Annotated in this window: 16 protein-coding genes and 1 pseudogene; 9 read left to right on the top strand and 8 right to left on the bottom strand. The window is 73.7% G+C overall.

The genetic code is table 11. From position 1 onward, the window contains the following. Window positions 1-64: 64 nt before the first annotated feature. Genes AB0D66_RS00085 through AB0D66_RS00075 form a run of 3 tightly spaced genes read right to left on the bottom strand, consistent with a single transcriptional unit; the run spans window position 65 to window position 9,421 of the window. Window positions 65-949, bottom strand: coding sequence for an SDR family NAD(P)-dependent oxidoreductase (locus AB0D66_RS00085; RefSeq protein WP_362294166.1), 885 nt, complete (start codon window positions 947-949; stop codon window positions 65-67). Between the two features lie 29 nt (window positions 950-978). Then, a complete protein-coding gene (locus tag AB0D66_RS00080) occupies window positions 979-2,160 on the bottom strand; it encodes an NAD(P)/FAD-dependent oxidoreductase (protein WP_362294163.1) in 1,182 nt (393 codons plus the stop codon). A 1-nt stretch (window position 2,161) separates the two neighbouring features. Then, a complete protein-coding gene (locus AB0D66_RS00075; protein WP_362294160.1) occupies window positions 2,162-9,421 on the bottom strand; it encodes an amino acid adenylation domain-containing protein in 7,260 nt (2,419 codons plus the stop codon). A gap of 195 nt (window positions 9,422-9,616) precedes the next feature. On the opposite strand from AB0D66_RS00075, the gene AB0D66_RS00070 reads away from it, so the two are divergent. Beyond that, on the top strand, window positions 9,617-10,408 hold the full coding sequence (locus tag AB0D66_RS00070) for an alpha/beta hydrolase (protein ID WP_362294157.1): 792 nt from the start codon (window positions 9,617-9,619) through the stop codon (window positions 10,406-10,408). A gap of 177 nt (window positions 10,409-10,585) precedes the next feature. On the opposite strand, the gene AB0D66_RS00065 is transcribed toward AB0D66_RS00070, so the two are convergent. Further along, entirely contained in the window at window positions 10,586-11,791 is a 1,206-nt protein-coding gene (locus tag AB0D66_RS00065) for an MFS transporter (RefSeq protein WP_362294154.1), read from the bottom strand. A gap of 110 nt (window positions 11,792-11,901) precedes the next feature. Between AB0D66_RS00065 and AB0D66_RS00060 the strand changes: the two genes are divergently transcribed. After that, entirely contained in the window at window positions 11,902-12,804 is a 903-nt protein-coding gene (locus tag AB0D66_RS00060) for a LysR family transcriptional regulator (protein WP_362294151.1), read from the top strand. Between the two features lie 115 nt (window positions 12,805-12,919). Here AB0D66_RS00060 and AB0D66_RS00055 read toward each other — a convergent pair whose 3' ends face one another. Further along, window positions 12,920-13,777 carry an aminoglycoside phosphotransferase family protein gene (locus AB0D66_RS00055; protein WP_362294149.1) on the bottom strand — a complete coding sequence of 286 codons (858 nt, stop codon included), beginning with the start codon at window positions 13,775-13,777 and terminating at the stop codon, window positions 12,920-12,922. Between the two features lie 114 nt (window positions 13,778-13,891). On the opposite strand from AB0D66_RS00055, the gene AB0D66_RS00050 reads away from it, so the two are divergent. The 6 genes from AB0D66_RS00050 to AB0D66_RS00025 all read left to right on the top strand — a co-directional run bounded on the left by AB0D66_RS00050 (window position 13,892) and on the right by AB0D66_RS00025 (window position 19,319). After that, on the top strand, window positions 13,892-14,791 hold the full coding sequence (locus tag AB0D66_RS00050; RefSeq protein ID WP_362294145.1) for a sugar ABC transporter permease: 900 nt from the start codon (window positions 13,892-13,894) through the stop codon (window positions 14,789-14,791). Continuing rightward, complete coding sequence (locus AB0D66_RS00045; protein ID WP_362294142.1) at window positions 14,791-15,654, top strand: carbohydrate ABC transporter permease; 864 nt, start codon at window positions 14,791-14,793, stop codon at window positions 15,652-15,654. The genes AB0D66_RS00050 and AB0D66_RS00045 overlap by 1 nt, the downstream gene beginning before the upstream one ends. Continuing rightward, entirely contained in the window at window positions 15,654-17,009 is a 1,356-nt protein-coding gene (locus tag AB0D66_RS00040) for a sugar ABC transporter substrate-binding protein (RefSeq protein ID WP_362294139.1), read from the top strand. The genes AB0D66_RS00045 and AB0D66_RS00040 overlap by 1 nt, the downstream gene beginning before the upstream one ends. A gap of 54 nt (window positions 17,010-17,063) precedes the next feature. Next, window positions 17,064-18,266: a macrolide-inactivating glycosyltransferase gene (mgt, locus tag AB0D66_RS00035; RefSeq protein ID WP_362294136.1), complete on the top strand. Its 1,203-nt coding sequence runs from the start codon at window positions 17,064-17,066 to the stop codon at window positions 18,264-18,266. Between the two features lie 20 nt (window positions 18,267-18,286). After that, window positions 18,287-18,835 (top strand): DUF1697 domain-containing protein, encoded by a 549-nt coding sequence (locus AB0D66_RS00030; RefSeq protein ID WP_362294134.1) that lies wholly within the window; start codon window positions 18,287-18,289, stop codon window positions 18,833-18,835. 118 nt (window positions 18,836-18,953) lie between these two features. Next, the gene (locus tag AB0D66_RS00025; protein WP_362294131.1) at window positions 18,954-19,319 is read left to right on the top strand and encodes a hypothetical protein; all 366 of its coding nucleotides are present in this window, start codon (window positions 18,954-18,956) and stop codon (window positions 19,317-19,319) included. 41 nt (window positions 19,320-19,360) lie between these two features. On the opposite strand, the pseudogene AB0D66_RS00020 reads toward AB0D66_RS00025, so the two are convergent. Continuing rightward, window positions 19,361-19,721, bottom strand: a pseudogene (locus tag AB0D66_RS00020) (aldo/keto reductase); the annotation flags it as partial. 45 nt (window positions 19,722-19,766) lie between these two features. Here AB0D66_RS00020 and AB0D66_RS00015 point away from each other — a divergent pair. Then, a complete protein-coding gene (locus AB0D66_RS00015; protein ID WP_362294128.1) occupies window positions 19,767-20,768 on the top strand; it encodes a 2-dehydropantoate 2-reductase N-terminal domain-containing protein in 1,002 nt (333 codons plus the stop codon). Between the two features lie 264 nt (window positions 20,769-21,032). On the opposite strand, the gene AB0D66_RS00010 is transcribed toward AB0D66_RS00015, so the two are convergent. Together AB0D66_RS00010 and AB0D66_RS00005 are read right to left on the bottom strand one after the other, a co-directional pair. After that, window positions 21,033-21,794 (bottom strand): CbiX/SirB N-terminal domain-containing protein, encoded by a 762-nt coding sequence (locus AB0D66_RS00010; RefSeq protein WP_362294125.1) that lies wholly within the window; start codon window positions 21,792-21,794, stop codon window positions 21,033-21,035. Between the two features lie 5 nt (window positions 21,795-21,799). Then, window positions 21,800-22,090: ABC transporter permease subunit (locus tag AB0D66_RS00005; RefSeq protein ID WP_362294123.1), on the bottom strand; the 291-nt coding region annotated here is incomplete at its 5' end.

Genomic DNA, 22,090 nt, shown 5'->3' with positions numbered 1-22,090 from the left:
GTTCTGTACGGCCGCTTCAGCGGGCGCACCCCTTACCCGGGCCGGAGCCCGCCGGCTCCCGCGGCTACTCGGTGATCGGCCGCAGGTACCGGTCGAGCGCCGTGTCGGGCAGCACCCGCGCGAGCACGCTCACCTTCCGGGCGTCCGGACCCACCCGGTAGCGGGTCCGCGGCCGGCGGGCCGTCAGGGCCTGCCGGACCGTCTGCGCGAAGTCCTCCGGACGGGTCGGGCTCTCCCGCGCCTGCCTCTCGTTCTGGTGCAGGAACCGGTTGAAGGGGATCCGGTACAACTCGGCCAGCTGCTCCGGGACCCCGTCCATCGCCGCCCGCGCCACGTCGGACACCTTGCCCCAAATCGGCGTCATGATCGCCCCGGGCTGCACCAGGGTGACGTCCACCCCCTGCGGTGCGAGCTCGCGCCGCAGGACGTCGGTCATGGCCTCCTTGGCGAACTGCGCCGCCGCGTACGCCCCGAGGAACGGGATCGCCACACTGCCCAGGCCCGAGGTCACGTTGACCACCCGGCCGCGGGTGCGCCGCAGCAGCGGCAGGAACGCCTGGGTGACGGCGAGCTGCCCGACCACGTTGGTGTCCAGCTGCTCGCGCAGCCGCTCCGGCGAGACGCACTCCAGCGGGGCCGAGACGCAGATGCCCGCGTTGTTCACGAGGCCCCACAGGCCGTCCTCGCCCACCTCGGCCGCGATCCGTTCGGCGGCCGCGGCCACCGACTTCTCGTCGGTCACGTCGACCAGCACCGGGACGAGCCGGCCGTGCGCGCCCGCCTCGGCGAGCGCCAGGGCGTCGGCCTCCCTGCGGACACCGGCGAACACCCGGAAGCCCGCCTCCTCCAGCCGGAGGGCGCAGACCCGGCCGAGGCCGGAGGAGGCCCCGGTCACGAGGACGCAGCGGCCCTGCGGCGACAGGGCGGCACGGTACGGAGCGGTCGGCACGAGAGGTCTCCTGCGGGAAGCGGGGGCGGTCATCCGGCCACCGCCGGGAAGGTGAGGGCGTCCTCCAGCGTGCGGGTGAGCCGGCGCTGCGGCATGAACCGGAAGTACGCGTCGCGCACCGGCCGGCGGAAGGGGTCCTCCGACTGCTCGAAGGAGCTGATGCCGCGCGAGGCGGCCACCATCCCCCGGGTCCGCTCGCGGCGCTCGTCCTCGTAGCGGCGCAGGGCCCGCGGCAGGTCGGACGCGTCCTTCAGGGCCCGCCCGAGCACCACGGCGTCCTCGATCGCCATGCCCGAGCCCTGGCCGAGACTGGTGAGCATCGGGTGCGCGGCGTCCCCCAGCAGGGTCACCGGACCCCGGCCCCAGCGCTCCAGGAACGCCCGGTCCCGGGAGGGCACGGCGATGATCGACTCCTCGGGGGTGGCCAGGATCGCCTGCCGCACCTCGTCGGCCCAGCCGTCGTAGGCGTGCAGGACCTCCGCCTTGCCGCCCTTCCAGTCCCGGGAGAGCTCGGCCGGCATGTTCTTCGTACCCCACCAGTACAGCCGTCCCGCGCCCATGTCCACGAGCCCGAAGCGCTTGCCGCTGCCCCAGAAGTGCGTGACCGAGCCGGGGGTGAAGCGGGGGTGCGCGAACCGGACCACCGCGAGCCAGCAGATGTAGCCGCTGTCCTGGGACTCCTCCGGCCCCACCAGCTGTCCGCGGACCACCGAGTTGAACCCGTCGGCGCCGATCAGCACGTCCCCCTCGGCGGTGGTCCCGTCGTCGAACGCGACCCGCACGCCGCCGCCCGGCACCCCCTCCGACTCGAATCCGGTGGCCGCCGCGCCCAGGTGCAGCGGGATGCCCGCCGCGGCCTCCAGCAGGGCCTGCTGGAGGTCCGCCCGGGTGATGAGCACACTGGGCACCCCCAGCCTGCCGATGATGTCCGGGAAGGGGAACTCCCGGATCAGCCGGCCCGAGGCCGTCTTGACCTGGTAGGAGCGCAGGGCCTCCCCGCGCTTCTCCAGGTCGATGCCGACGCCCAGCGAGTTCAGCGCGCCGATGGCGTTGCTCATCACCGAGAGGCCGGAGCCCGCCGCGCGCAGCTCACCCGCCCGCTCGTGGACCTCGACGTCCAGGCCCGCCTCGCGCAGCGCGACGGCGGCGGTCAGGCCGCCGATCCCCGCGCCGATCACCAGGGCCTTCTTGCGGTCTGTCATCCGTGTCATCTCACTGTCCGATCAGTTCGGTGACGACCCGGACCATGTGGGCCACGTACGGCTCCTCCATGATCGTGAGGTGGTCGCCGGGGACGTCCACGACCTCGAGCGTGCCGCTGGTGCGCTCGCCCCAGCCGTTGCTCGGGTCCGCGTGCATGCTCTCGATGGCCGTGTGCATCGAGTTGAGGACCCCGGGCAGGGGCTCCGCCGCGTGGATGAGGACCATGTCCTGGTCCACCACCTCGGGCCGGTAGGCGAACGCCGCCTTCCAGTTGGCCTCGTACACGTGGAACAGGCGCCGTACGACGGCCCCGGTGCTCCCCGCGGGCAGCACGCCCTCGTCGATGGCCAGCTGGGCGATGAAGTCGAACTTCTCCTCCAGCGTCGTCAGCCGGTCCGGGATCAGCTCCAGCGGGGAGTCGCCCCCGCGCCGCAGCCACAGCAGCTCCCAGAAGAACCAGCCCAGCAGGGCCTCGTCGTCCGTGGTCAGGCGCCGGCCCGGGTTCAGGGCCGTGGTGTCCAGCAGCACCAGCCGGGCGACCTCCTCCCCGGCCGCCCGCAGCTGGCGGGCCATCTCGAAGGCCACGAACCCGCCGAACGACCAGCCGCCGACCACGTACGGGCCGCTCGGCTGCACCCGGCGCATCGCCTCGACGTAACTGGCCGCGATCTCCTCGACGCTGCGCAGCGGTTCGGTGCCGGGATCGCCGCCGGCCGCCTGGAGGGCGTAGAACGGCTGGTCCTCCTCCAGGTACTTGGCGAACCTGACGTAGCAGAGCACGTTCCCGCCCATCGGGTGGACGAAGAACACCGGGCGCTTCGACCCCGCCGGACGGATGGGCACCAGCGGGTCGAAGGCCGTCATCGCCTCGCCCGAGCGCAGCCGTCCGGCCAGCTCCGCCACCGTCGGCGCCGACACGAACTCCGAGAGCGGCACGCTGATCCCGTAGCGCTGCTCGATCTGCACCACCAGGCGCATCGCCGTCAGCGAGGTCGCCCCGAGGTCGAAGATGTTGTCGTGCACGCCCAGCGCGGGCAGCTGGAGCAGATCGCCGACGATCTCCACCAGGGTCTCCTCGTACGCGTCGCGCGGGTCCGCGGCGGGGTCCGCGGACACCCCCGTGCTCAGCGGGGCGGCGCGCAGCGCCTTGTCGTCGCGCTTGCCGCTGGGCGTCAGCGGCAGGGCCGCCAGCCACTCGAAGTGCGAGGGCATCATGTACTCCGGCAGCGCCGTCCGCAGCTGCTTGCGCAGCAGCGTGAGATCCGCGCCGTCGGGGTCGCCCGTCAGGAACGCGGCGAGGAAGGAGTCGTTGCCCTCCCGCCGGCGGGCGACGACCGCCGCCTCCGCAATGCCCGGGTGGCCCGCCGCGAAGCGGGTGATGGCCAGCTCCACCTCGGCCGGCTCCACGCGGTAGCCCCGCACCTTGACCTGCGCGTCGGCCCGGCCCAGGCACACCACGTCACCGCCGGGCAGGACGAAGCCCAGGTCGCCCGTGCGGTACAGGCGCGCCCCCGCCGCGGCGGCCGCGGGGGACGGGTGCGGGACGAACCGCTCCTCGGTCAGGTCGGGGCGGCCCACGTACCCCTCCGCCAGGCAGGCGCCCGACAGGTAGAGCTCACCCCGCACCCCGGCCGGGACCGGCCGCAGCCGGCCGTCCAGGACGTGCACCGCGGACCCGGCGACGGCCTGGCCGATGGGCGGCAGGTCCGGGAACCCGGCCGGATCGCCCTGCATCGTGTACGCGGTCACCACGTGCGACTCGGTCGGCCCGTACTGGTTCTCCAGGATCACCCCGGGCAGCGCCGCGCACAGCGCGCGTATCTCGTCGGTGACGCGCAGCTGCTCCCCGGAGGAGAGCAGGGCCCGCAGCGAGCGCGGGGCCAGGGCGAGCGCGTCCGCCGTCTCGGCCAGCTGCTGGAGGGCGACGTACGGGAGGCAGATGCGCTCCACGCCCTCGCGGTCGAGCAGCCGGAGCAGGGCGGGCATGTCGCGCCGCTCGTCCTCGGAGAGCAGCAGCAGGGTGCCGCCGCCGGCGAGGGTGGAGAAGATCTCCTGGAAGGAGACGTCGAAGCTCAGGGGCGCGTACTGGGCGGTCACGCCGCCGACGACCCCGCTCGGGACCCCGTTCTGCCAGGCCACCAGGTGGGCCAGCGAACGGTGCGGCATCGCCACGCCCTTGGGCGCGCCCGTGGAGCCGGAGGTGAACAGGACGTAGGCGAGGGAGTCGGGGGTGATCTCCTCGGTCACCTCCGCCGGGATCCGGGGCAGGTACGGCCGCCCGGCGTCCTCGGAGAAGATCTCCTCGGCCGGGAGGACCAGGGCCGGCCCGCCGACGGTGGCGCTGTGCGCGGCGTTCGCGATGACCCGGAACGGACGGGCCTGCTCCACCATCGCGGTCAGCCGGTCCACCGGGTAGCTGACGTCCAGCGGAACGGTGGCGGCGCCGGCCTTCATGACGCCGAGGATGACGGCGACGGTCTCCGGCGAGCGGTCCATCGCGATGCCGATCCGGTCGCCGGGCCGCGAACCGAGCGCGATCAGCTCGCGCGCGACCCGGTCCGCGTGCCCGTCCAGTTCGGCGTAGGTCCAGCGGCGGGCGCCGAAGACCACGGCCGTGGCGTCCGGGGTGCGGGCGGTCTGCCGCGCGACGGCCCGTACGACGTCCAGGGGCGGGGCGGTGTCCGCCAGGCCCTCGGGCGCGGCCGGCCGCGGCACCGGCTCCGGTGCGAGGAAGCCGAAGTCGGGTGCCTCGTCCGGGTGGTGGACCAGCCGGTCCAGGATCGCGGTGAACCGCTCGGCGTACAGGTCGGCCTGGGCCGGGGTGAAGGTCAGCCCGTGGTGGTCCAGGCGCAGCCGGACGGAGCCGTCCACCGGGTCGGTCATGGCGTTGACCAGCAGTTGGAAGTTGGTCTCCTCCCAGGTCCGGAAGTCGAGCAGACGGACCCCGGGCAGTTCGAAGACGGCGGCCAGCTGGCGGAAGTGGATGTAGTTGAAGGCGGTCTCCAGGACGGTGGAGCCCCGGTCCTCCTGGATCGCGCTGAGCGGATAGCGGCGGTGGGCGTGGCTCTGCTGCTCCTGCCGGAAGGCGGCCCGGACCACGTCGGCCCAGCTGTCGGCGGCGGTGCCGAGCCGCACGGGCATCGTGTTGAGGAAGAGCCCGGCGATGCGGTCGGCGTCCTCCAGCTCGGGGCGGCCGTGGGTGACCAGGCCGGTGGTGATGTCGTCGGAACCGGAGAACAGCCCCAGTGTCAGGCAGTGCGCCGCGAACAGCACCGACTTCACGGGCAGCGCCCGCTCCCGGGCGAACAGGGCTGTCTGCTCGGTGAGTTCGGCGGGCAGGTCCGCGATCCTGGTGATCTGCGCGTCCGGGCCCGGGGCCTGGTGGCCGCGGAAGGGCTGCAGGCGCAGCAGCGGGGCGTCCCGCAGCCGCTCGCGCCAGAAGCCGCGGGCCGGCTCCGACTCCAGGGCCTCGCGTTCGGCGCGCACGTGGTGCGCCGCCGAGGGCAGGGCGGTCTCGGCCACGGCCGCGATGGGGTGGCCCAGGCGGTGCAGGTAGTCCTGCAGCAGCTCGGCGACCAGGGTGGCCACGCTTCCGCCGTCGAGGATCGCGTGGTGGAAGCTCAGCACCAGCTCCAGCGTCTCCTCGCGGACGTGGGCGCGCAGGTGGTGGAGCGGGGCCCGCTCGAAGTCGTAGCGGTGGAAGCGGCGTTCGTCGACGTGCGACCGGATCTCGGCGAGCGCCTCCGCCTCCGGGCGGCCCCGCAGGTCCACGGTGTCGAGGCCGCCGGTGATCTCGTGGTCCACGATCTGGAGCGGCTCGGAGAAGGAGCCCAGGTCGAAGGAGGAGCGCAGGACCGGATGGCGTGCGACGAGCCGTTCGAAGGCGTCCCGGAAGGCCTCCTCGTCCCACGCGGCCGTGATGCTGTACTGGAAGACGTCGCGGTAGACGGCCGAGTCCTGCTCGGCCCGGCTGTGGTAGAGCAGTCCGAGCTGGAGGCGGGTCAGCGGGTAGGCGTCGGCGCGGCCTTCGAGCCGGGCCCGGTCGACGCCCGAGACCAGGGCGAACGGTGCGAGCTCGGCGGCGGGTGCGGCGGGCGCGCCGCCGGTGGCCGACCTGGCGGCCAGCTGGGCGACGGTCGGCTGCTGCACCAGGTCCGTCAGGTCGAACACGATGCCGGCCTTCTCGGCCCGGGCGCGGATGCGCAGCATCGTGATGGAGTCCCCGCCGAGTGCGAAGTAGTCGTCGTGGATCCCGACCCGCTCCGCCTCCAGTACGTCCGCCCAGATCGCGGCGAGCGTCTCCTCGGTGGCGTTGCGCGCAGCCGCGTACCTCGGACCGGCGGCGGCCGAGGGGGCGGGCAGGGCGCGGCGGTCGGCCTTGCCGTTCGGGGTCAGGGGGACGGCCTCGATCCGGATGAAGTGCGCGGGCACCATGAACTCCGGCAGTGCGGAAGCCAGTTCGGTGCGCAGCAGGGCCGGGCTGAGCTCGGTGTCCGCGACGTAGTAGCCGATCAGCAGGGTGCCCCGGCTGCCGGACTGGTGGTCCACCACGACGGCGTCCCGTACGCCGGCCACGGAGGCCAGCCGGTTCTGCACCTCGCCGAGTTCCACCCGGTTGCCGCGGATCTTGACCTGTCCGTCGATCCGGCCGAGGTACTCCAGGGTGCCGTCGGCCAGCCAGCGGGCGAGGTCGCCGGTGCGGTAGAGCCGTCCGCCCGGGGCGAAGGGGTCCTCGGTGAACTTCTCCGCGGTCAGCTCGGGCCGCTCCAGGTAGCCGCGGGCGACGCCGACGCCGCCGATGCACAGCTCGCCGGGGACACCGGCCGGCTGGAGCCCGCCGTGCGCGTCCAGCACGTACAGCCGGGTGTTGTCGATGGGCCGGCCGATGGGGATCCGGCGCACCGGCCCCTCGCCGGCCGCCGGGCAGTCGTAGGACGACACGTCGACCGTGGCCTCGGTGGGCCCGTACAGGTTGACCAGCTTCGGGGCACCGTCGCCGCGGGAGCCGAAGATCCGGTTGAACTGCTCGACGCGCGCCGCGGGCAGGGCCTCGCCGCTGCAGAACACCTGCCGCAGGGAGGCGGCTTCGGCACGCAGCTCAGGGCGGTCCTCCAGCAGGTCGAGGAAGGGACCCAGCATGGAGGGGACGAAGTGCAGGGTGGTGACCCGCTGTTCGGCGATCGTGCGCAGGATCCCGCGCGGGTCGCGCTGGCCGCCGACGGGCAGCAGGGCGAGCTCCGCGCCCTCGATCGCCCACCAGAAGAGCTCCCACACGGAGACGTCGAAGGAGATCGGCGTCTTCTGGAGCAGGACGTCGCCCTCGCCGACCGGGTAGGCCCTCTGCATCCAGGCGAGCCGGTTGACCACCGAGTGGTGCTCGACCATGACGCCCTTGGGGCGGCCGGTGGAGCCCGAGGTGTAGATCACGTACGCGAGGTCGCGGGAGGTGGCCGGATCGTCCAGCGGCCCGCCCGGGCCGGTGAGCAGCTCGTCGGTGCGCAGGACCGGGACGCCCGGGGCGCCGGCCGGGGCTCCGCCGTCGGTCAGCACCACCTTGGCCCGGCTGTCCTCGAGCAGGAAGCCGATCCGCTCCGCAGGATAGCCCGGGTCCACGGGCACGTAGGCGCCGCCGGCCTTGAGGACGCCGAGCAGGGCGACGATCAGCCGCGGCGAGCGGTCCATCAGGACGGCCACCCGGTCGCCGGTGCCCACGCCCCGGGCGCGCAGGGCGTGCGCCACCTGGTTGGAGCGGGTGTCGAGGTCCGCGTAGGTCAGCGGAGGGGTCCCGTCCGCTCCGGTCACGGCGGTCCGGTCCGGGGTGCGGGCGGCCTGCTCGGCGATCAGGCCGTGCACGGTCCGGTCGTCGGCGTACGGGACGTCCGGCCCCTGCCGCAGCCGTGTGAGGTCAAGGTGCTCGGCCTCGTCCAGGACGGGCAGCGCCGCCGCGGCCCGGCCGGGCTCGGCGGCCCCGGCGGCGACGAGGCGCAGCAGGTGGCCCGCGACCGAGGCGATGGGGTAGTCCTCGTCGAACACGTCGACGGCGTAGTCGAGGTCGACCCGCAGGTCGGCGTCGTCCTCGAAGGCGTGCACCATCACGGACAGCGCGTCCTGGTGGTGGACGGGCGCCAGCACGACGGACTCCAGCGAGGCGCCCGGAACCGCGGCGGGCCGCGGGTGGCGCAGGTAGGAGAGGGTGATGTCGAAGAGGCGGCGGGAGCCGGCGCCGGCGGCCGGGAGGTCGCGCAGCACGTCGCCGAGGGGGAGCCGCTCGTGGGCGCGCAGCGCGTCCGTGCCGCGGCGGACGGCGGCGGCCAGCTCGTGCAGGGTGGCCGTGGGGCCGACGGGCACGCGCAGCGGCAGGTTGTTGGCCAGCTGGCCGACCGTCCCGAGGTCGGCGTCCGCGCGCCGGTTGCGGAACGGGACTCCGAGCACCAGCTCCTCGGTGCGGTGCACGCGGGAGAAGTAGGCGGCGAAGGCGGCCGTGAGGAAGGCGAAGGGGGAGCTGCCGCCGCCGCGGATCCGGCGGACCAGGTCGGCGTCGACGGTGAAGGTGTGCCGGGCCCGGCGCCGCGCGCCGTCCGCGGGAGCCGCGGTGGCGCGGGTGAACAGGGCGGGACGCACGCCCGCCAGCGCGTCGCGGAAGTACGCGCGGTCCTCTTCGAAGGCGCCGGAGGCGCGGTAGGCGCGGTCCGCCTCGACGAGCGCGGTGACGGACGGCGGAGCGGGACGGTCCACGGCCACGGCCCCGGTCCCGGCGGCCATGGTCACGGCCACCCGGTCGCCGTAGCGCTGCCACAGCTGCAGGCTGACCTGGTTCAGGGCCCAGGCGTCGGCGATCAGGTGGTGGGCGTTGAGGTGCACATGGATGACCGAGGCACTCTCGCGCAGCACTGCGGCCGTGAACAAACGCGAACGCCGCAGGGTGAAGGGGCGCGTGAGGGAGTGCTCCCGCCACGCCGCGCAGGCCGCCGCCGGGTCGGCCGCGCCGGAGAGGTCGACGTACTGGACCCAGGGGCCCGCCTCCTCCCGCGCCTCGGCCCCGGCCACCCACTGGCAGGGGATCCCGTCCTGTTCGTCGAAGCGCAGGGAGAACGCGTCGTTGTTCCGCAGGACCTCCTCGAGGGATTCCCCCAAGCTGTCCACGTCGACATCGCCGGCCACCCGCTCATGAATGACCACGTTGAACTGGGGGTCACCCGGCGCGGTGGACTCGGCAGCCCAAATGTCCAGCTGGTAGGCGGACAGAGGGAGCTGGCGTGTTGCGAGCATCGGCCTTCCTTCGCTAATTCCGACGGCCGGAATGTTTGCCGTCCGATGCTCAGGAGCCTACGTTTCCCCCAATCTGGTTCACCACTACTCGTATGAGTGGAGGATGACTACTCGATCAGGTAGTCACGGGTGGGAATATGTGATCCGCGCAATATTCGCCGAGGTTTTTCCCGAGCCCTCGCTAACATCTCGGACATGACCTCTCTGCCTCCTTCCCAAAAATCCGTCATCGTGCGCGGCAGCGGACCAGGACTGCTGCTCGCGCATGGTGCGGGCAGTGACATCGAGGACAGTTACGGGCCGGTCCTGGAAAGTCTCGCCGCCCGTCGAACCGTCATCGGCCCCAATTATCCGGGCTCCGGGAATAACCCCCTCGGCGACCTTCCCCTGACACTCGACCGGCTTGCCGACCACATTGTGGAAAGCGCCGTGCAATCCGGCGTACATTCTTTTGCCATATCTGGATTCTCGCTGGGTGCGACGGTGGCCGTTCGGGCCGCGGTGCGCCATCCCGAGCGGGTTGCCGCCCTCGTTCTCTCCGCCGGATTCGCCCGTCCGAACGCACGCCTCAAGCTGGTCATCGACACCTGGCGGGCGCTCGGCGCGCCGGACGGCGACAGCAGGGTCCTGGCCTCCTACCTCTCCCTGGCGGTCGGGGGCACCCGCTGGCTCGACGCGCGCTCCCACGAGGAGGTCGAGGAACAGCTCGGGCTGTTCGCCGCCGGGATGCCGCCGGGCACCGACGCGCAGCTCGCCCTCTTCGACGGCATCGACGTGCGGGCCGACCTGGCGCGGATCGCGGTACCGGTCCTGGTGGTCTCGCCCCTCGGCGACCTCCTCACCACTCCCGTTCACTCCCGCGAACTCGCGGACGGCATCCCGGGTGCCCGGCTGGCGACGCTGGACTGCGGTCACGCCATCGCCGCGGAGCGGCCGGCCGAGTGGGCCGCGGTCATCACCGAGTTCCTCGACGGCGTCGGGGGCTGACCGCCACGGGCGGTACGGGCAGGCCCGCCCGTACCGCCCGAGCCGTACCGCCCCCGCCGTCCGGGCCGCCGTCCCCGGTCGGCCGGACGGCAGGGGCGGCCGGTCGCGGGCCCGGCGCCCGGCCCGCCGGCCCCGAAGCCGGGGCGGCGCGGCCCGGGGGTGGGCGCCGGGCCGGTCTCACAGGCGCCCGGACGCGGGCGCCTTGCCCAGTGCCGTCACCGCCAGGGCCAGGGCGGCGAGCCCGCCGCCCAGCCACATCACCGCGGTGACCCCGGCGCCGTCCGCGGCCAGCCCCCCGGCCAGCGCGCCCAGCGCGATCGCCCCGTTGAACACGCCGACGAACAGGGAGGACGCGGCCTCGCGCGCCTCGGGGGCCGAAGCCAGCAACCAGGTCTGGGTGCTGACCGACACGCCGCCGTACGACAGTCCCCAGACGGCGAGCAGCACACCGGCGGTCAGGACGGAGCCGCCGAGCAGCGGTACCAGCGCGACCGTGGCCGCCAGCACCGCGCTGATCACCAGCAGGGTGGAGCGCGGGGAGCGCCCGGCGCCCGCGCCGGCCGCGAAGTTGCCGGCCACGCCCGCGACTCCGTACACCAGCAGCAGCGTGCCGATCATCCCGGCGCTCGCCCCGGAGACCTCCTCCAGCACGGGGCGCACATAGGTGTAGGCGGCGAAGTGGCCGGTGACCAGCAGGGCCACCACGATCAGCCCGGTCCGCACCCGCGCCTCGCCGAACAGCCGCACCACACCGCCGAGGCGCACCTCCTGCTCCGCGGGCAGCCGCGGCAGCAGGGCCGCCAGGGCGACCAGCACCAGCAGCGCCAGGACGCCCACGGTGACGAACGCGGTCCGCCAGTCGGCCAGTTCGCCGATGTACGTACCCGCCGGGACGCCGAGCACCGAAGCCACCGCGATGCCGCTGAAGACCAGCGAGGTCGCGGAGCCCACCGACCTCGGCGGCACCAGACGGACCGCCAGGCCCGCCGCGATCGCCCAGACACCGCCCATGCCGACGCCGACCAGTACGCGCGCGGCCACCATCACCGCGAAGTCCGGGGTCCACGCCGCGAGCAGGTTGCCCGCCGTCAGGACCGCCATCAGCGCACACAGCACCGCCCGCCGGTCGAACCGCCCCAACAGCGGTGTCAGCAGCGGCGCCGACACCGCACCGACGAGGCCGGTGATGGTCAGGGTCAGCCCGGCGGTGCCTTCGGTCACCTCCAGCGAGTCCCCGATGGGCGTCAGCAGGCCCACGGGCAGCATCTCGGACGTCACCACCGTGAACGTCGCGCTCGCGACCGCCGCGACGCCGAGCCAGCCGCGGGCCGCGGACCGCTCCGGCACCCCGGTGGTGTCTGCAATTTCCTCAGTCTGTGCCATGCGACCAGCCAACCCGCCCCGACCAGCGGGAACAACGGCCGATCCCTCATCCTTCGATAAGCAGGGCTACTCGATCGGCCGCGCGGGGGCGGCGGTGTAGAAAGGAAACCATGAGCGGTGTCGAGATACGCGAGCTGGAGACGTTCCTCGTGCTCGCGCAGGAGTTGCACTTCGGACGGACCGGCGAGCGGCTGTACGTCTCGCAGAGCCGCGTCAGCCAGCTGCTGCGCTCCCTGGAGGGCCGCATCGGCGCACCGCTCGTCGAACGCACCAGCCGGCGGGTGCGGCTGACCCCGCTGGGCGAGAGCTTCCTGGCGGGCCTGCGCCCCGCCTACGACGCGCTGCGCGCCACGGTGGACGAGGCCAGGGCCGCCGCACGGGGCATGGGCGGGGAACTGCGCATCGGCTTCCAGGGAACCGTCGACGACTACCTCAGCCGGGCGATCGCCCTGTTCGGCGACCGGTATCCCGACTGCGCGATCGACATCGTCGAGATCCCGCTCTCCGACCCCTTCGGGCCGCTGCGCCGCCAGGAGGTGGACTGCGCGGTGGTCCTGCTGCCGGTGGCCGAGGACGACCTCGTCCTCGGCCCGGTCTTCTCCCGGCAGCCGCAGACCCTGGCCGTGTCCGTCCGGCACCCCTTCGCCGCGCGGGAGTCGCTCTGCGCGGAGGAGCTCGCCGACTGCCGGCTCATCGGCATCGACGGCGGGGCCCCCGAGTACTGGCGGCAGGCCCAGGCCCCCGGCCTGACCCCCGGCGGGCTCCCCGTACCGGCCGGACCCAGCGTCAACACGCTCCAGGAGGGCCTGAGTCTGACGGCGGCCAACCGCGGCGCGATGCTGCTGTGCCGGTCCACGGCCGACTACCACGGACGGCGCGACTCCCTCACCTTCGTCCCGGTGCAGGGCCTGCCCGACTCCGAACTGGGCCTCATCCGCCACCGCACGCGACCCTCCGCCCAGGCGGAGGCCTTCGCCCTGGCAGTCGGCGAGACGTCCGGACCGGCGCACTGACGGGCGCACGCCGGTCTGACGGGCGGCCGCCGGTCTGACGGGTGCACGCCGGTCTGACGGCCGACCGCGGCCGGCGTGACCGCGAGGGGCGGTCCGCCGCCCGGCGGCGGACACCTCAGAACGGGTGCCAGCGGACCTCGGACGCGCCCTCGCGCAGGGAGTCCACCCGGCGGCGGAACTCGGCCAGCGCCTTCGGGTTGGTCGGCGCGTGCTGCGAGACCCAGGCGCAGCTGGCCGTCTCGCGGGCCCCGCGCAGCGCCGCGCAGCCCTCCCAGTCGCGGACGTCCCAGCCGTACGCGGACACGAACGCCCCGTAGGACGCGGCCGGCAGCCCGTACCGGTCGAGGGAGAGGGCCATGACCACCAGGTCGTGCTCGCGCAGGTCGGCCGAGACGGTCTCCAAATCGACCAGGACCGGGCCGTCCGGGCCGACGTGCACGTTGCGGGGCAGGGCGTCGCCGTGGATCGGACCCCGCGGCAGGTGCGGCACCAGACCCGCCACCTCGCCCGCGTAGGCGTCGCGGCGGGCCCGCAGGTACGCGGCGTCCGCCGGGTCGATCGCGTCGCCGGCCAGCCGCAGCCAGCGTTCGACCCCGCCCAGCAGGTCCCGCGCGCCCAGCGGGAACGGCGGCTCGGGCAGGGCGTGGATCCGGCGCAGCAGCACCGCGAGGTCCTCCGGACCCGCGGGACGCACCGCCTCCGGGAGCCGGTGCCACAGCGTCACCGGGTGCCCCGCCACCAGCCGCGGCTCCGGCTCGGCGGCGCGGACCGCCGGGACGCCGGCCCGTTCCAGCCAGTAAGCGACGGCCAGTTCGCGCCCGGCCCGCGCCGCCAGGGCCCCGTCCGCGCGGCCCACCTTCACCACCAGCTCCCCGGCCGCGAACACCGCGTTCTCGCCCAGGGCCAGCAGGGCGGCACCTTCGCCGCCCAGGCCCGCGGCCGCCAGTACGTACCTGGCCCGCGCCTCGTCCATCTCGTACTCCGGATCCGGATCGTCGTGAATGCGCCAAGTCTCCCATCCGGATGTGCGCTGCCTTGACGCGCCATCAGGCCCTGCGCACGATGACCGCGACGGGAAGGGGTGAAGGTGACCGCAGCCGCCCCGGCGCACAAGGACCGCCGGGCCGACCACGGGGCCTGGTTCCTGGTCCTGCCCGCGCTCATTCCGATCCTGCTGCTCAGCGTCGGCCCGCTGCTCTACGGCGTCGGTCTGGCCTTCACCGACTCCCAGTCCGGCCGTACCGCGCCCACCCAGTGGGTCGGGGCACTCAACTTCCAGGACCTGCTCCACGACCGATTGTTCTGGGAGTCCTTCCGGATCGGCCTGCTGTGGGCGGTCGCGGTCACCGTCCCGCAGTTCCTGCTGGCCCTCGGGCTGGCCCTGCTGCTCAACCAGAACCTGCGCTTGCGGTGGCTGGCCCGCTCGCTCGCGATCATCCCCTGGGCCATGCCCGAGGTGGTGGTCGGCATCATCTGGCGGCTGGTCTACCACCCCGACGCGGGGGTCCTCAACGAGACCCTGGCCGGCCTCGGGCTCGCCGGGGACACCGACTGGCTCAGCGGGCTCGCCACCGCCCTGCCCGCCGTCGTCGTGGTCGGCATCTGGGCGGGCATGCCCCAGACCACGGTCGCACTGCTCGCCGGCCTGCAGAACACCCCGCACGAACTCCACGAGGCCGCCGCCCTCGACGGCGCCGGCGCCTGGCGCCGCTTCCGGGCGGTCACCTGGCCGGCGATCCGGCCGGTGGCGCTGTCGATCTCCGCGCTCAACCTGATCTGGAACTTCAACTCCTTCGCCCTGGTCTACGTGCTGACCAGCGGCGGCCCCGGCGGCCGCACCCGGCTGCCCATGCTCTTCGCCTACGAGGAGGCCTTCCGCTACGGCCAGTTCGGGTACGCGGCCGCCATGGGCTGCGTGATGATCGCGGTCATCTCGGTGCTGCTCGCCGGGTACCTGGCCGGCCGGCTCCGGGGAGGCGACGCCTGATGGGACCCGCGCGCAGCCGCAGGAGCACGCGCCGGGGCGGCCGGGCCGCCCGGGCCGCCCAGTACACAGCGCTCGCCGGCTACCTCGTCTTCCTCGCGTTCCCGTTCCTGTGGCTGCTCTCCACCGCGTTCAAGCCCGCCCGCGAGCTCGGCAGCCTGCACCCCGCCTGGATCCCCGAGGACCCTACCCTCGGCAACTTCCGCCAGGCCTTCGCCGAACAGCCGCTGGCGCAGGCGGCGCTGAACAGCCTGATCGCCGCGGTCTGCGCCGCCGTCCTCGCGGTCGCCCTGGCCACCCCCACGGCCTTCGTCCTCGCCCGCCGGCGGGGGAGGCTGGCCACCGCGGCCACCGGCTGGGTCGTGATCAGCCAGGCCGTCCCGTTCGTGCTGGTGATCATCCCGCTCTTCCTGGTGCTGAAGAACCTGCACCTCGTCAACTCGGTTCCGGGCCTGATCCTCGTGTACGTCGTCTGGTCGCTGCCGTTCGCGCTGTGGATGCTCGTCGGCTACGTCCGCGCCGTCCCGCCCGAGCTGGAGGAGGCGGCCGCGGTGGACGGAGCCGGGCGGCTGCGCACCCTCGTCTCGGTGGTCGCGCCCCTGCTGGCGCCGGGGATCGTGGCCACCGCCCTGTTCGCCTTCATCACCGCCTGGAACGAGTTCTTCTTCGCCCTCGTCCTCCTCAAGACCCCGGAGAAGCAGACCTTGCCGGTCGTCCTGACGCACTTCCTGGGCGCCGAGGGGGCCGCCGACCTCGGCCCGCTCGCCGCCGCGGCCTTCCTCGCGACCCTGCCCTCGCTGGTGGTCTTCGCCGTCATCCAGAAGCGGATCACCGGCGGCATGCTGGCCGGGGCGGTGAAGAGCTGATGCGCCGCCGTGGGGGACGGCGGGCACGCGCCGGGGCCCCGGCCCGGCTCCCGGCCCGGCTCCCGGCCCGGGTCCGGGTCTGGGCCGTCGTGCTCGTGCTGCTGGCCGCCGCGGCCGGCGGCTGTTCCGCGCCGCACGCCGCCTGGGACGGCGTGGTGCGGCTGCGCTTCCAGTCCCTGGCGTGGCAGAAGGAGTCCGTCGACGCCAACAGGGCCCTGGTCGCCGAGTGGAACGCCGCCCACCCGAAGGTCCAGGTCCAGTACGTGCAGGGCAGCTGGAACAGCGTCCACGACCAGCTGCTGACCTCCTTCGAGGGCGGCGAGGCCCCGGACGTCATCCACGACGCCTCCGACGACCTCGCGGACTTCGCCTACGGCGGCTACCTCGCGGACCTGCGGCCCCTGCTCTCCGAGCGCCTCAAGGCCGACATCCCGGCCGCCTCCTGGGAGAGCGTCACCTTCGGGCCGGACGGCGGGGTGTACGGGGTCCCCTTCCTCCAGGAGCCCCGGGTCCTGATGGCCAACACCGAGCTGCTGCGCGCGTCGGGGGTGCGCATCCCGACCCCCGAAGCCCCGTGGAGCTGGGAGGAGTTCCGTACGGCCGCCCGGCAGCTGACCGCCGAGGGCCGGTACGGGGTGGCCTGGCCGCTCAAGGACCCCGTCTCCGCCACCCTCAACCTCGGCCTGTCCGCGGGCGGCCGGCTCTTCCACCGTGACGCCGGGGGCAAGGCCGTCATCCGCTGGTCCGAGGGGGACGGCGTCGTCCCCGCCACCATCCGGGCCCAGACCGAGACCGACCGCAGCGCCTCCCGGGCCACCCTCGGGATGGGCGCTTCCGACACCCTGCCCGGATTCTTCGGCGGCCGCTACGCGATGGTGCCGCTCGGGTTCTCCTACCGCCAGCAGATCGTGCGCCAGGCGCCGCCCGGCTTCGCGTGGCAGGTGCTGCCGCCCCCGGCCGGCGCCGAGGGCCTGTCCCAGGGGGTCAGCCCGCAGACCCTGTCCGTCGCGCAGGACAGCCCGTACAAGAAGGAGGCGGCGGCCTTCATCGACTTCCTGCTGAGCCCGGCCAACATGGTCCGCCTCGCCCGCGGCGACTGGATGCTGCCGACCGGCACCCGGGCGCTGGCCGACCCCGCGCTGCGCACGCCCGAACTCGGCTGGGCCACCGGCGCGGCGCTCGCGGCCGGGCTGCGGCCCGCGCCGGCCCCGTCCGTGCGCGGCTACCCGGAGTGGAAGGACAAGGTCGCGACCCCGGCGCTGCAGGAGTTCTACAGCGGGGCGATCGACCTCGCCGAGCTGGAGAAACGGCTGGTGGGTGACGGGAACCGGGTGCTGGCGCGGTACCAGAGGTAGGGCGGGGCGGGAATCTCGATTGCACGAGACGTCTCGTCTCGTTATGGTCGGCTCATGACCTCAGCCAAGCCCGCCCACATCGCCATGTTCTCCATCGCCGCCCACGGGCACGTGAACCCGAGCATCGAAGTGATCCGGGAACTCGTCGCCCGGGGCCACCGCGTCAGCTACGCGATCCCCGCCTCCTTCGCCGAGAAGGTCGCCGAGACCGGCGCCACCCCGGTCCTCTGGAAGTCCACCCTCCCCACCGACGACGAACCGGAGGCCTGGGGCACCGAACTCATCGAGAACCTCGAACCCTTCCTCAACGACGCCGTCCAGGCGCTCCCGCAGCTCGCGGCCGCCTTCGACGGCGACGAACCCGACCTCGTCCTCCACGACATCACCGCCTACCCCGCGCCCGTGCTCGCGCACCGCTGGGGAGTCCCCGCCGTCTCCCTCTCCCCGAACCTGGTCGCCTGGGCGGGCTACGAGGAGGAAGTGGCCGCGCCGATGTTCGCCGACCTGAAGGCATCGGAGCGCGGCCGCGCCTACTACGCCCGCTTCGCCGCCTGGCTGCGCGAGAACGGCCTCGGCGACGACGTGGACCGCTTCCAGGGCCGCCCGCGCCGCAGCCTCGTCCTGATCCCCCGGGTGCTCCAGCCGAACGCCGACCGCGTCGACACCTCCGTGTACACCTTCGTCGGCGCCTGCCAGGGCGACCGCACCGCCGTCCAGGGGCGCTGGCAGCGCCCGGAGCGGGCCGCGGGCAGGAAGGTGCTGCTGGTCTCCCTCGGCTCGGCCTTCACCAAGCAGCCCGCCTTCTACCGTGCCTGCGCCGAGGCCTTCGGGGGCCTGCCCGACTGGCACGTCGTCCTCCAGATCGGCAAGTTCACCGACGAGGCCGAACTCGGCGAGATCCCCGCCAACGTCGAGGTCCACCGCTGGGTTCCCCAACTGGACATCCTGCGCCAGGCCGACGCCTTCATCACCCACGCGGGCGCCGGCGGCAGCCAGGAGGGCCTCGCCACCGCCACCCCGATGGTCGCCGTCCCGCAGGCCGTCGACCAGTTCGGCAACGCCGACATGCTGGTCTCGCTCGGCGTGGCCCGGCACGTCCCGATGGAACAGGCGGACGCGGCGACCCTCCGCGAGGCTGTCCTCGCCCTGGTCCGCGACCCCGCGGTCGCGGCCCGCTGCGCGGAGGTCCGCACCCGGATGGCCGCCGAGGGCGGTACGCGGCAGGCCGCCGACCTCATCGAGGCCGAACTGTCATAGGACCGGCCTACGCTGCCCCCATGGCCAGGAAATACGCGGCGCTGCTGCGCGGGATCAATGTCGGCGGGAGCAGGAAGGTCCCCATGGCGGAGCTGCGCTCCGTCCTGGAGGGGCTCGGCCACGACGACGTGCGGACGTACCTGCAGAGCGGCAACGCCGTCTTCAGCAGCGCGAAGAAGGACCCGCGGGCGCTCGCCCGGGAGCTGGAGACGGCCATCGAGGCCCACTTCGGCTTCCGGGTGGCGTGCCTGGTCGTGGACGGGGCCTACCTGAAGGCCGTCGCGGACGCCTGCCCGTTCCCGGCCGCCGAACTGGAGGGCAGGCAGCTGCACGCCACCTTCTTCTCCGAGCAGCCCGGCCCGGAACGCTTCGCCGGGCTGGACCGGCAGGCGTACCTCCCCGAGGAGTACCGGCTCGGCGACCACGTCCTCTACCTCTACGCCCCGGACGGGCTGGGCCGCTCCAAGCTGGCCGAAGCCCTCGCCAGGCCGGCCCGGGCCAAGGGCATCGACGCCACCACCCGCAACTGGAACACCGTCGCCAAACTGGTGGAGCTGACCGGTAGCTGAGCCGGCCGCGTGCCGTCTCGCGAGCGCTCGCGGGGGGCGCGGGCCGGTGGGACAGTGAAGATACCGGGGGCAGGAGGGAAGCTCCGGACTGCCGGAGCGGATCAGCGTGGAGTGAGCCATGACGGCAATGAAGCGCGAGCAGACGCCCGTGGCCTTCGAAGGCGACGGTGTGGAACTGCGCATGAAGGAGCTCGGCGGGGATTTCACCGTCGGTTTCGTGAAATTCGCCAAGGGCGTGGACATGACGCCGGCGTTCAAGGGCCTGCCGGACGACCTGTGCACCTGCCCCCACTGGGGATACGTGTTCAAGGGCAAGGTCAAGCTGCACTTCAAGGACGGGGACCGGGTCTACGAGGAGGGTGAGGCCTTCTACTGGGAACCCGGCCACGCCCCAGAGGCCCTCGAGGACTGCGAGTACCTGGACTTCTCACCCACGAAGGAGTTCCAGGCAGTCGTCGACCACGTGGCGGTGAACCTCCCCTGACGTCTGGTGCTGTGACCGGAGGGGTCCACCGGGACGCGACACCGCTCCGCGGTGACCGCGTCCAGGCCGATGTGCCGGATCTTGCCCTTCGCCCGCAACTCCGCCAACGCTCCCAGCTGTTCGGCCATCGGGACCGATGCGTCGAAGCGGTGCAGCTGGTAGAGGCCGATCCGCTCCACGCGCAGCCGTCGCAGGCGATCAGCTCCTCCGCCAAAGGCCGGGGCCGTAGTCGTCGGCGGTGTCGATGAGGGTGACTCCGCGCTCCACCGCCGTCCGCAGCAGGTCCCGGGCCTCGGCGCGGCCGCGCGGGCCCCAGTACTCGGGCCAGACCAGGCCGCCCGTACCGAAACCGAGCCGCCGTACGGGCAGGTCCCCGCCGAGCTCGCATATCTCCTGCGCCATGCCCCGACGGCAACGCGGGAGCCGGGATGTGCCAGGCTCGTGGGCATGCGGTACATCATCATCGGCGCGGGCGCGGTCGGCGCCACCATCGGCGGACGGCTCGCGGAGGCGGGCGGCGAGGCCGTCCTCGTCGCGCGCGGAGCCCACGCCCAGGCCCTGCGGGCGGACGGCCTGCGGCTGACCACGGCGGCAGGCACCCGCGTGCACCGGCTGCCCGTGGTCACCGGGCCGGCCGAACTGGGCGAGCTGCGCCCGGACGACGTCCTGCTGCTGGCCGTCAAGACGCAGGACGCGATCGCCGCGCTCGACGAGTGGGGCGACGCGGAGGTCGCGGGCGGCGGAACGGCGGCGCAGCGGCTGCCGGTGCTGTGTGCGCAGAACGGCGTGGAGAGCGAACGGCTGGCCCTGCGGCGCTTCGCGCGGGTGTACGGGGTGTGCGTATGGCTGCCCGCGACCTTCCTGGAGCCGGGCGTGGTCTCCGCGCTGTGCGCGCCGCTGACCGGGATCCTGCACCTGGGCCGGGCGGCGGGCGGTACGGACGCGCTGGCGCGGGCGGTGGCCGCGGACCTCGGGAAGGCCGGCTTCGAGGCGCCGCTGACCGAGGACGTGATGCGGTGGAAGTACGCGAAGCTGCTGGGGAACCTGGGCAACGCGGTCCAGGCGACCACCGGTCCGGAGCCCGGGCCGGCGAAGGGCGCGCTGCTGCTGCGGGCGGTCCGCGAGGCGAAGGCGGTCTTCGGGGCGGCCGGCATCGCGTACGCCTCGGACGCCGAGCAGGCCGCCGCGCGCGACGGCAAGGTTGACCAGCCGCCGGGGGTCCGGGGCGGGTCCTCGTGGCAGAGCCTGGCGCGGGGCACGGGCTCGGTGGAGGCGGACTACCTCAACGGGGAGATCTCGCTGCTGGGCCGCCTGCACGGTGTCGCGACGCCGGTCAACGACGTGCTGCGGCACGCGGCCAACATCTTCGCCCGCGAGGGGCTCCCGCCGGGCGCGATGTCCATCGAGGACCTCACCGCCCTGGCCGACGAGGCCGCCGCCCGCTCCTAGCTCCGGCTGCGACCCGGCTCCAGCTGAGCCGCCCCAGCGGCCATCCGGCCGTGTCCGGAAGGCGGCACCAGCCTAGATCCAGTCCGCCGGCGATGGTCCTCCGGGATTCCGGCCGCGCCCGGAAGGCGGCACCAGCCAAGATCCAGCCCGGCCGGAGATTGCCCTCCGGGATTCCGGCCGCGCTCGGAAGGCGGCATCAGCCAAAATCCAGCCCCGCCGGCGTTTGAGGCGCGGGGTCTGGGGCGGAGCCCCAGGAGACGGGGGTCAGGCCGTCAGGGACGGGCGCCGCGCGGGCGCGCACGCGGCGGCGTCGAAGCGGCGCAGCAGGAGGCGGGCCAGTTCCGGGGCAGGGCCCAGGACATCGGCCAGGACGTCCGCACCGGCGGCTTCGGCCCCCGCCGCGATCCGGTCCGGCAGCCGCCCGGGGGCGATGACGTACGGCGCCACCGCCACCCGTGCGAAGCCCTCCGCACGCAGCGCCCGTACGGCGTCCTCCGTACGGGGAAGGGCAGCGGAGGCGAACGCAGGCCGCACGGCACACCAACCGGTGCGCCGCCACTCCCGCGCGGTTTCAGCGATCGCTGCGATCGCCTCCGGGTCTGTGGATCCGGCGGACGCGAGCACCACCGCGGTGGTGGCGCGGTCCGCCGGGGTGAGTCCGGCCTCGGCCAGCCGGCGGTCGAGGGCCGAGTGCAGGAGCGCCGAGGGTCCCAGGACATCGGCAACCCGCACCGACAGCCCCGGCAGCCGGGCCGTCGACTCGGCCAGCGCCGCCGGGATGTCGGACTTCGCGTGGAAGGCCCGGGTGAGGAGCAGGGGGAGCGCGACGACCTCGCGGACACCCGACAGGTAGAGCGACGACAGCGCCTGGCCGACCGTCGGGGTGTTGAAGTCCAGGAAGGCCGTCTCCACCCGCAGCCCGGGCCGCAGGGCCCGCACGCGCCCGGTCAGGGCGTGCACGGTCGCCGCGTGCCGCGGGTCGCGGCTGCCGTGGGCGATGACGAGGAGGGCGGGTGCGGGGGCCATGGGACTCACTTGACCAGGAGGCCGCGGCTGCGCAGGACCCACCGCTCGATGGGGCTGAAGATGAGCAGGTCGATGGCGATGCCGACGACGAGGATCAGGATGATCGCGAGGAAGACGCCGGGCAGGTCGATGTTGTTGCGGCCGTTCTCCAGGAGTTGGCCCAGGCCCAGGCCGAGATCGGGGGAGCTGGCGATGATTTCTGCGGCCATCAGGGAGCGCCAGGAGAAGGCCCAGCCCTGCTTGAGTCCGGCGAGGTAGCCGGGGAGGGCGGCGGGCATGACGATGTGGCGGGCGCC

Origin of the sequence: Streptomyces sp. NPDC048270, assembly GCF_040652335.1 — a bacterium.
GTDB lineage: Bacteria > Actinomycetota > Actinomycetes > Streptomycetales > Streptomycetaceae > Streptomyces.
Note: the sequence above shows the minus strand (reverse complement) of the source record. Positions and strands in the feature narration are given on the sequence as shown.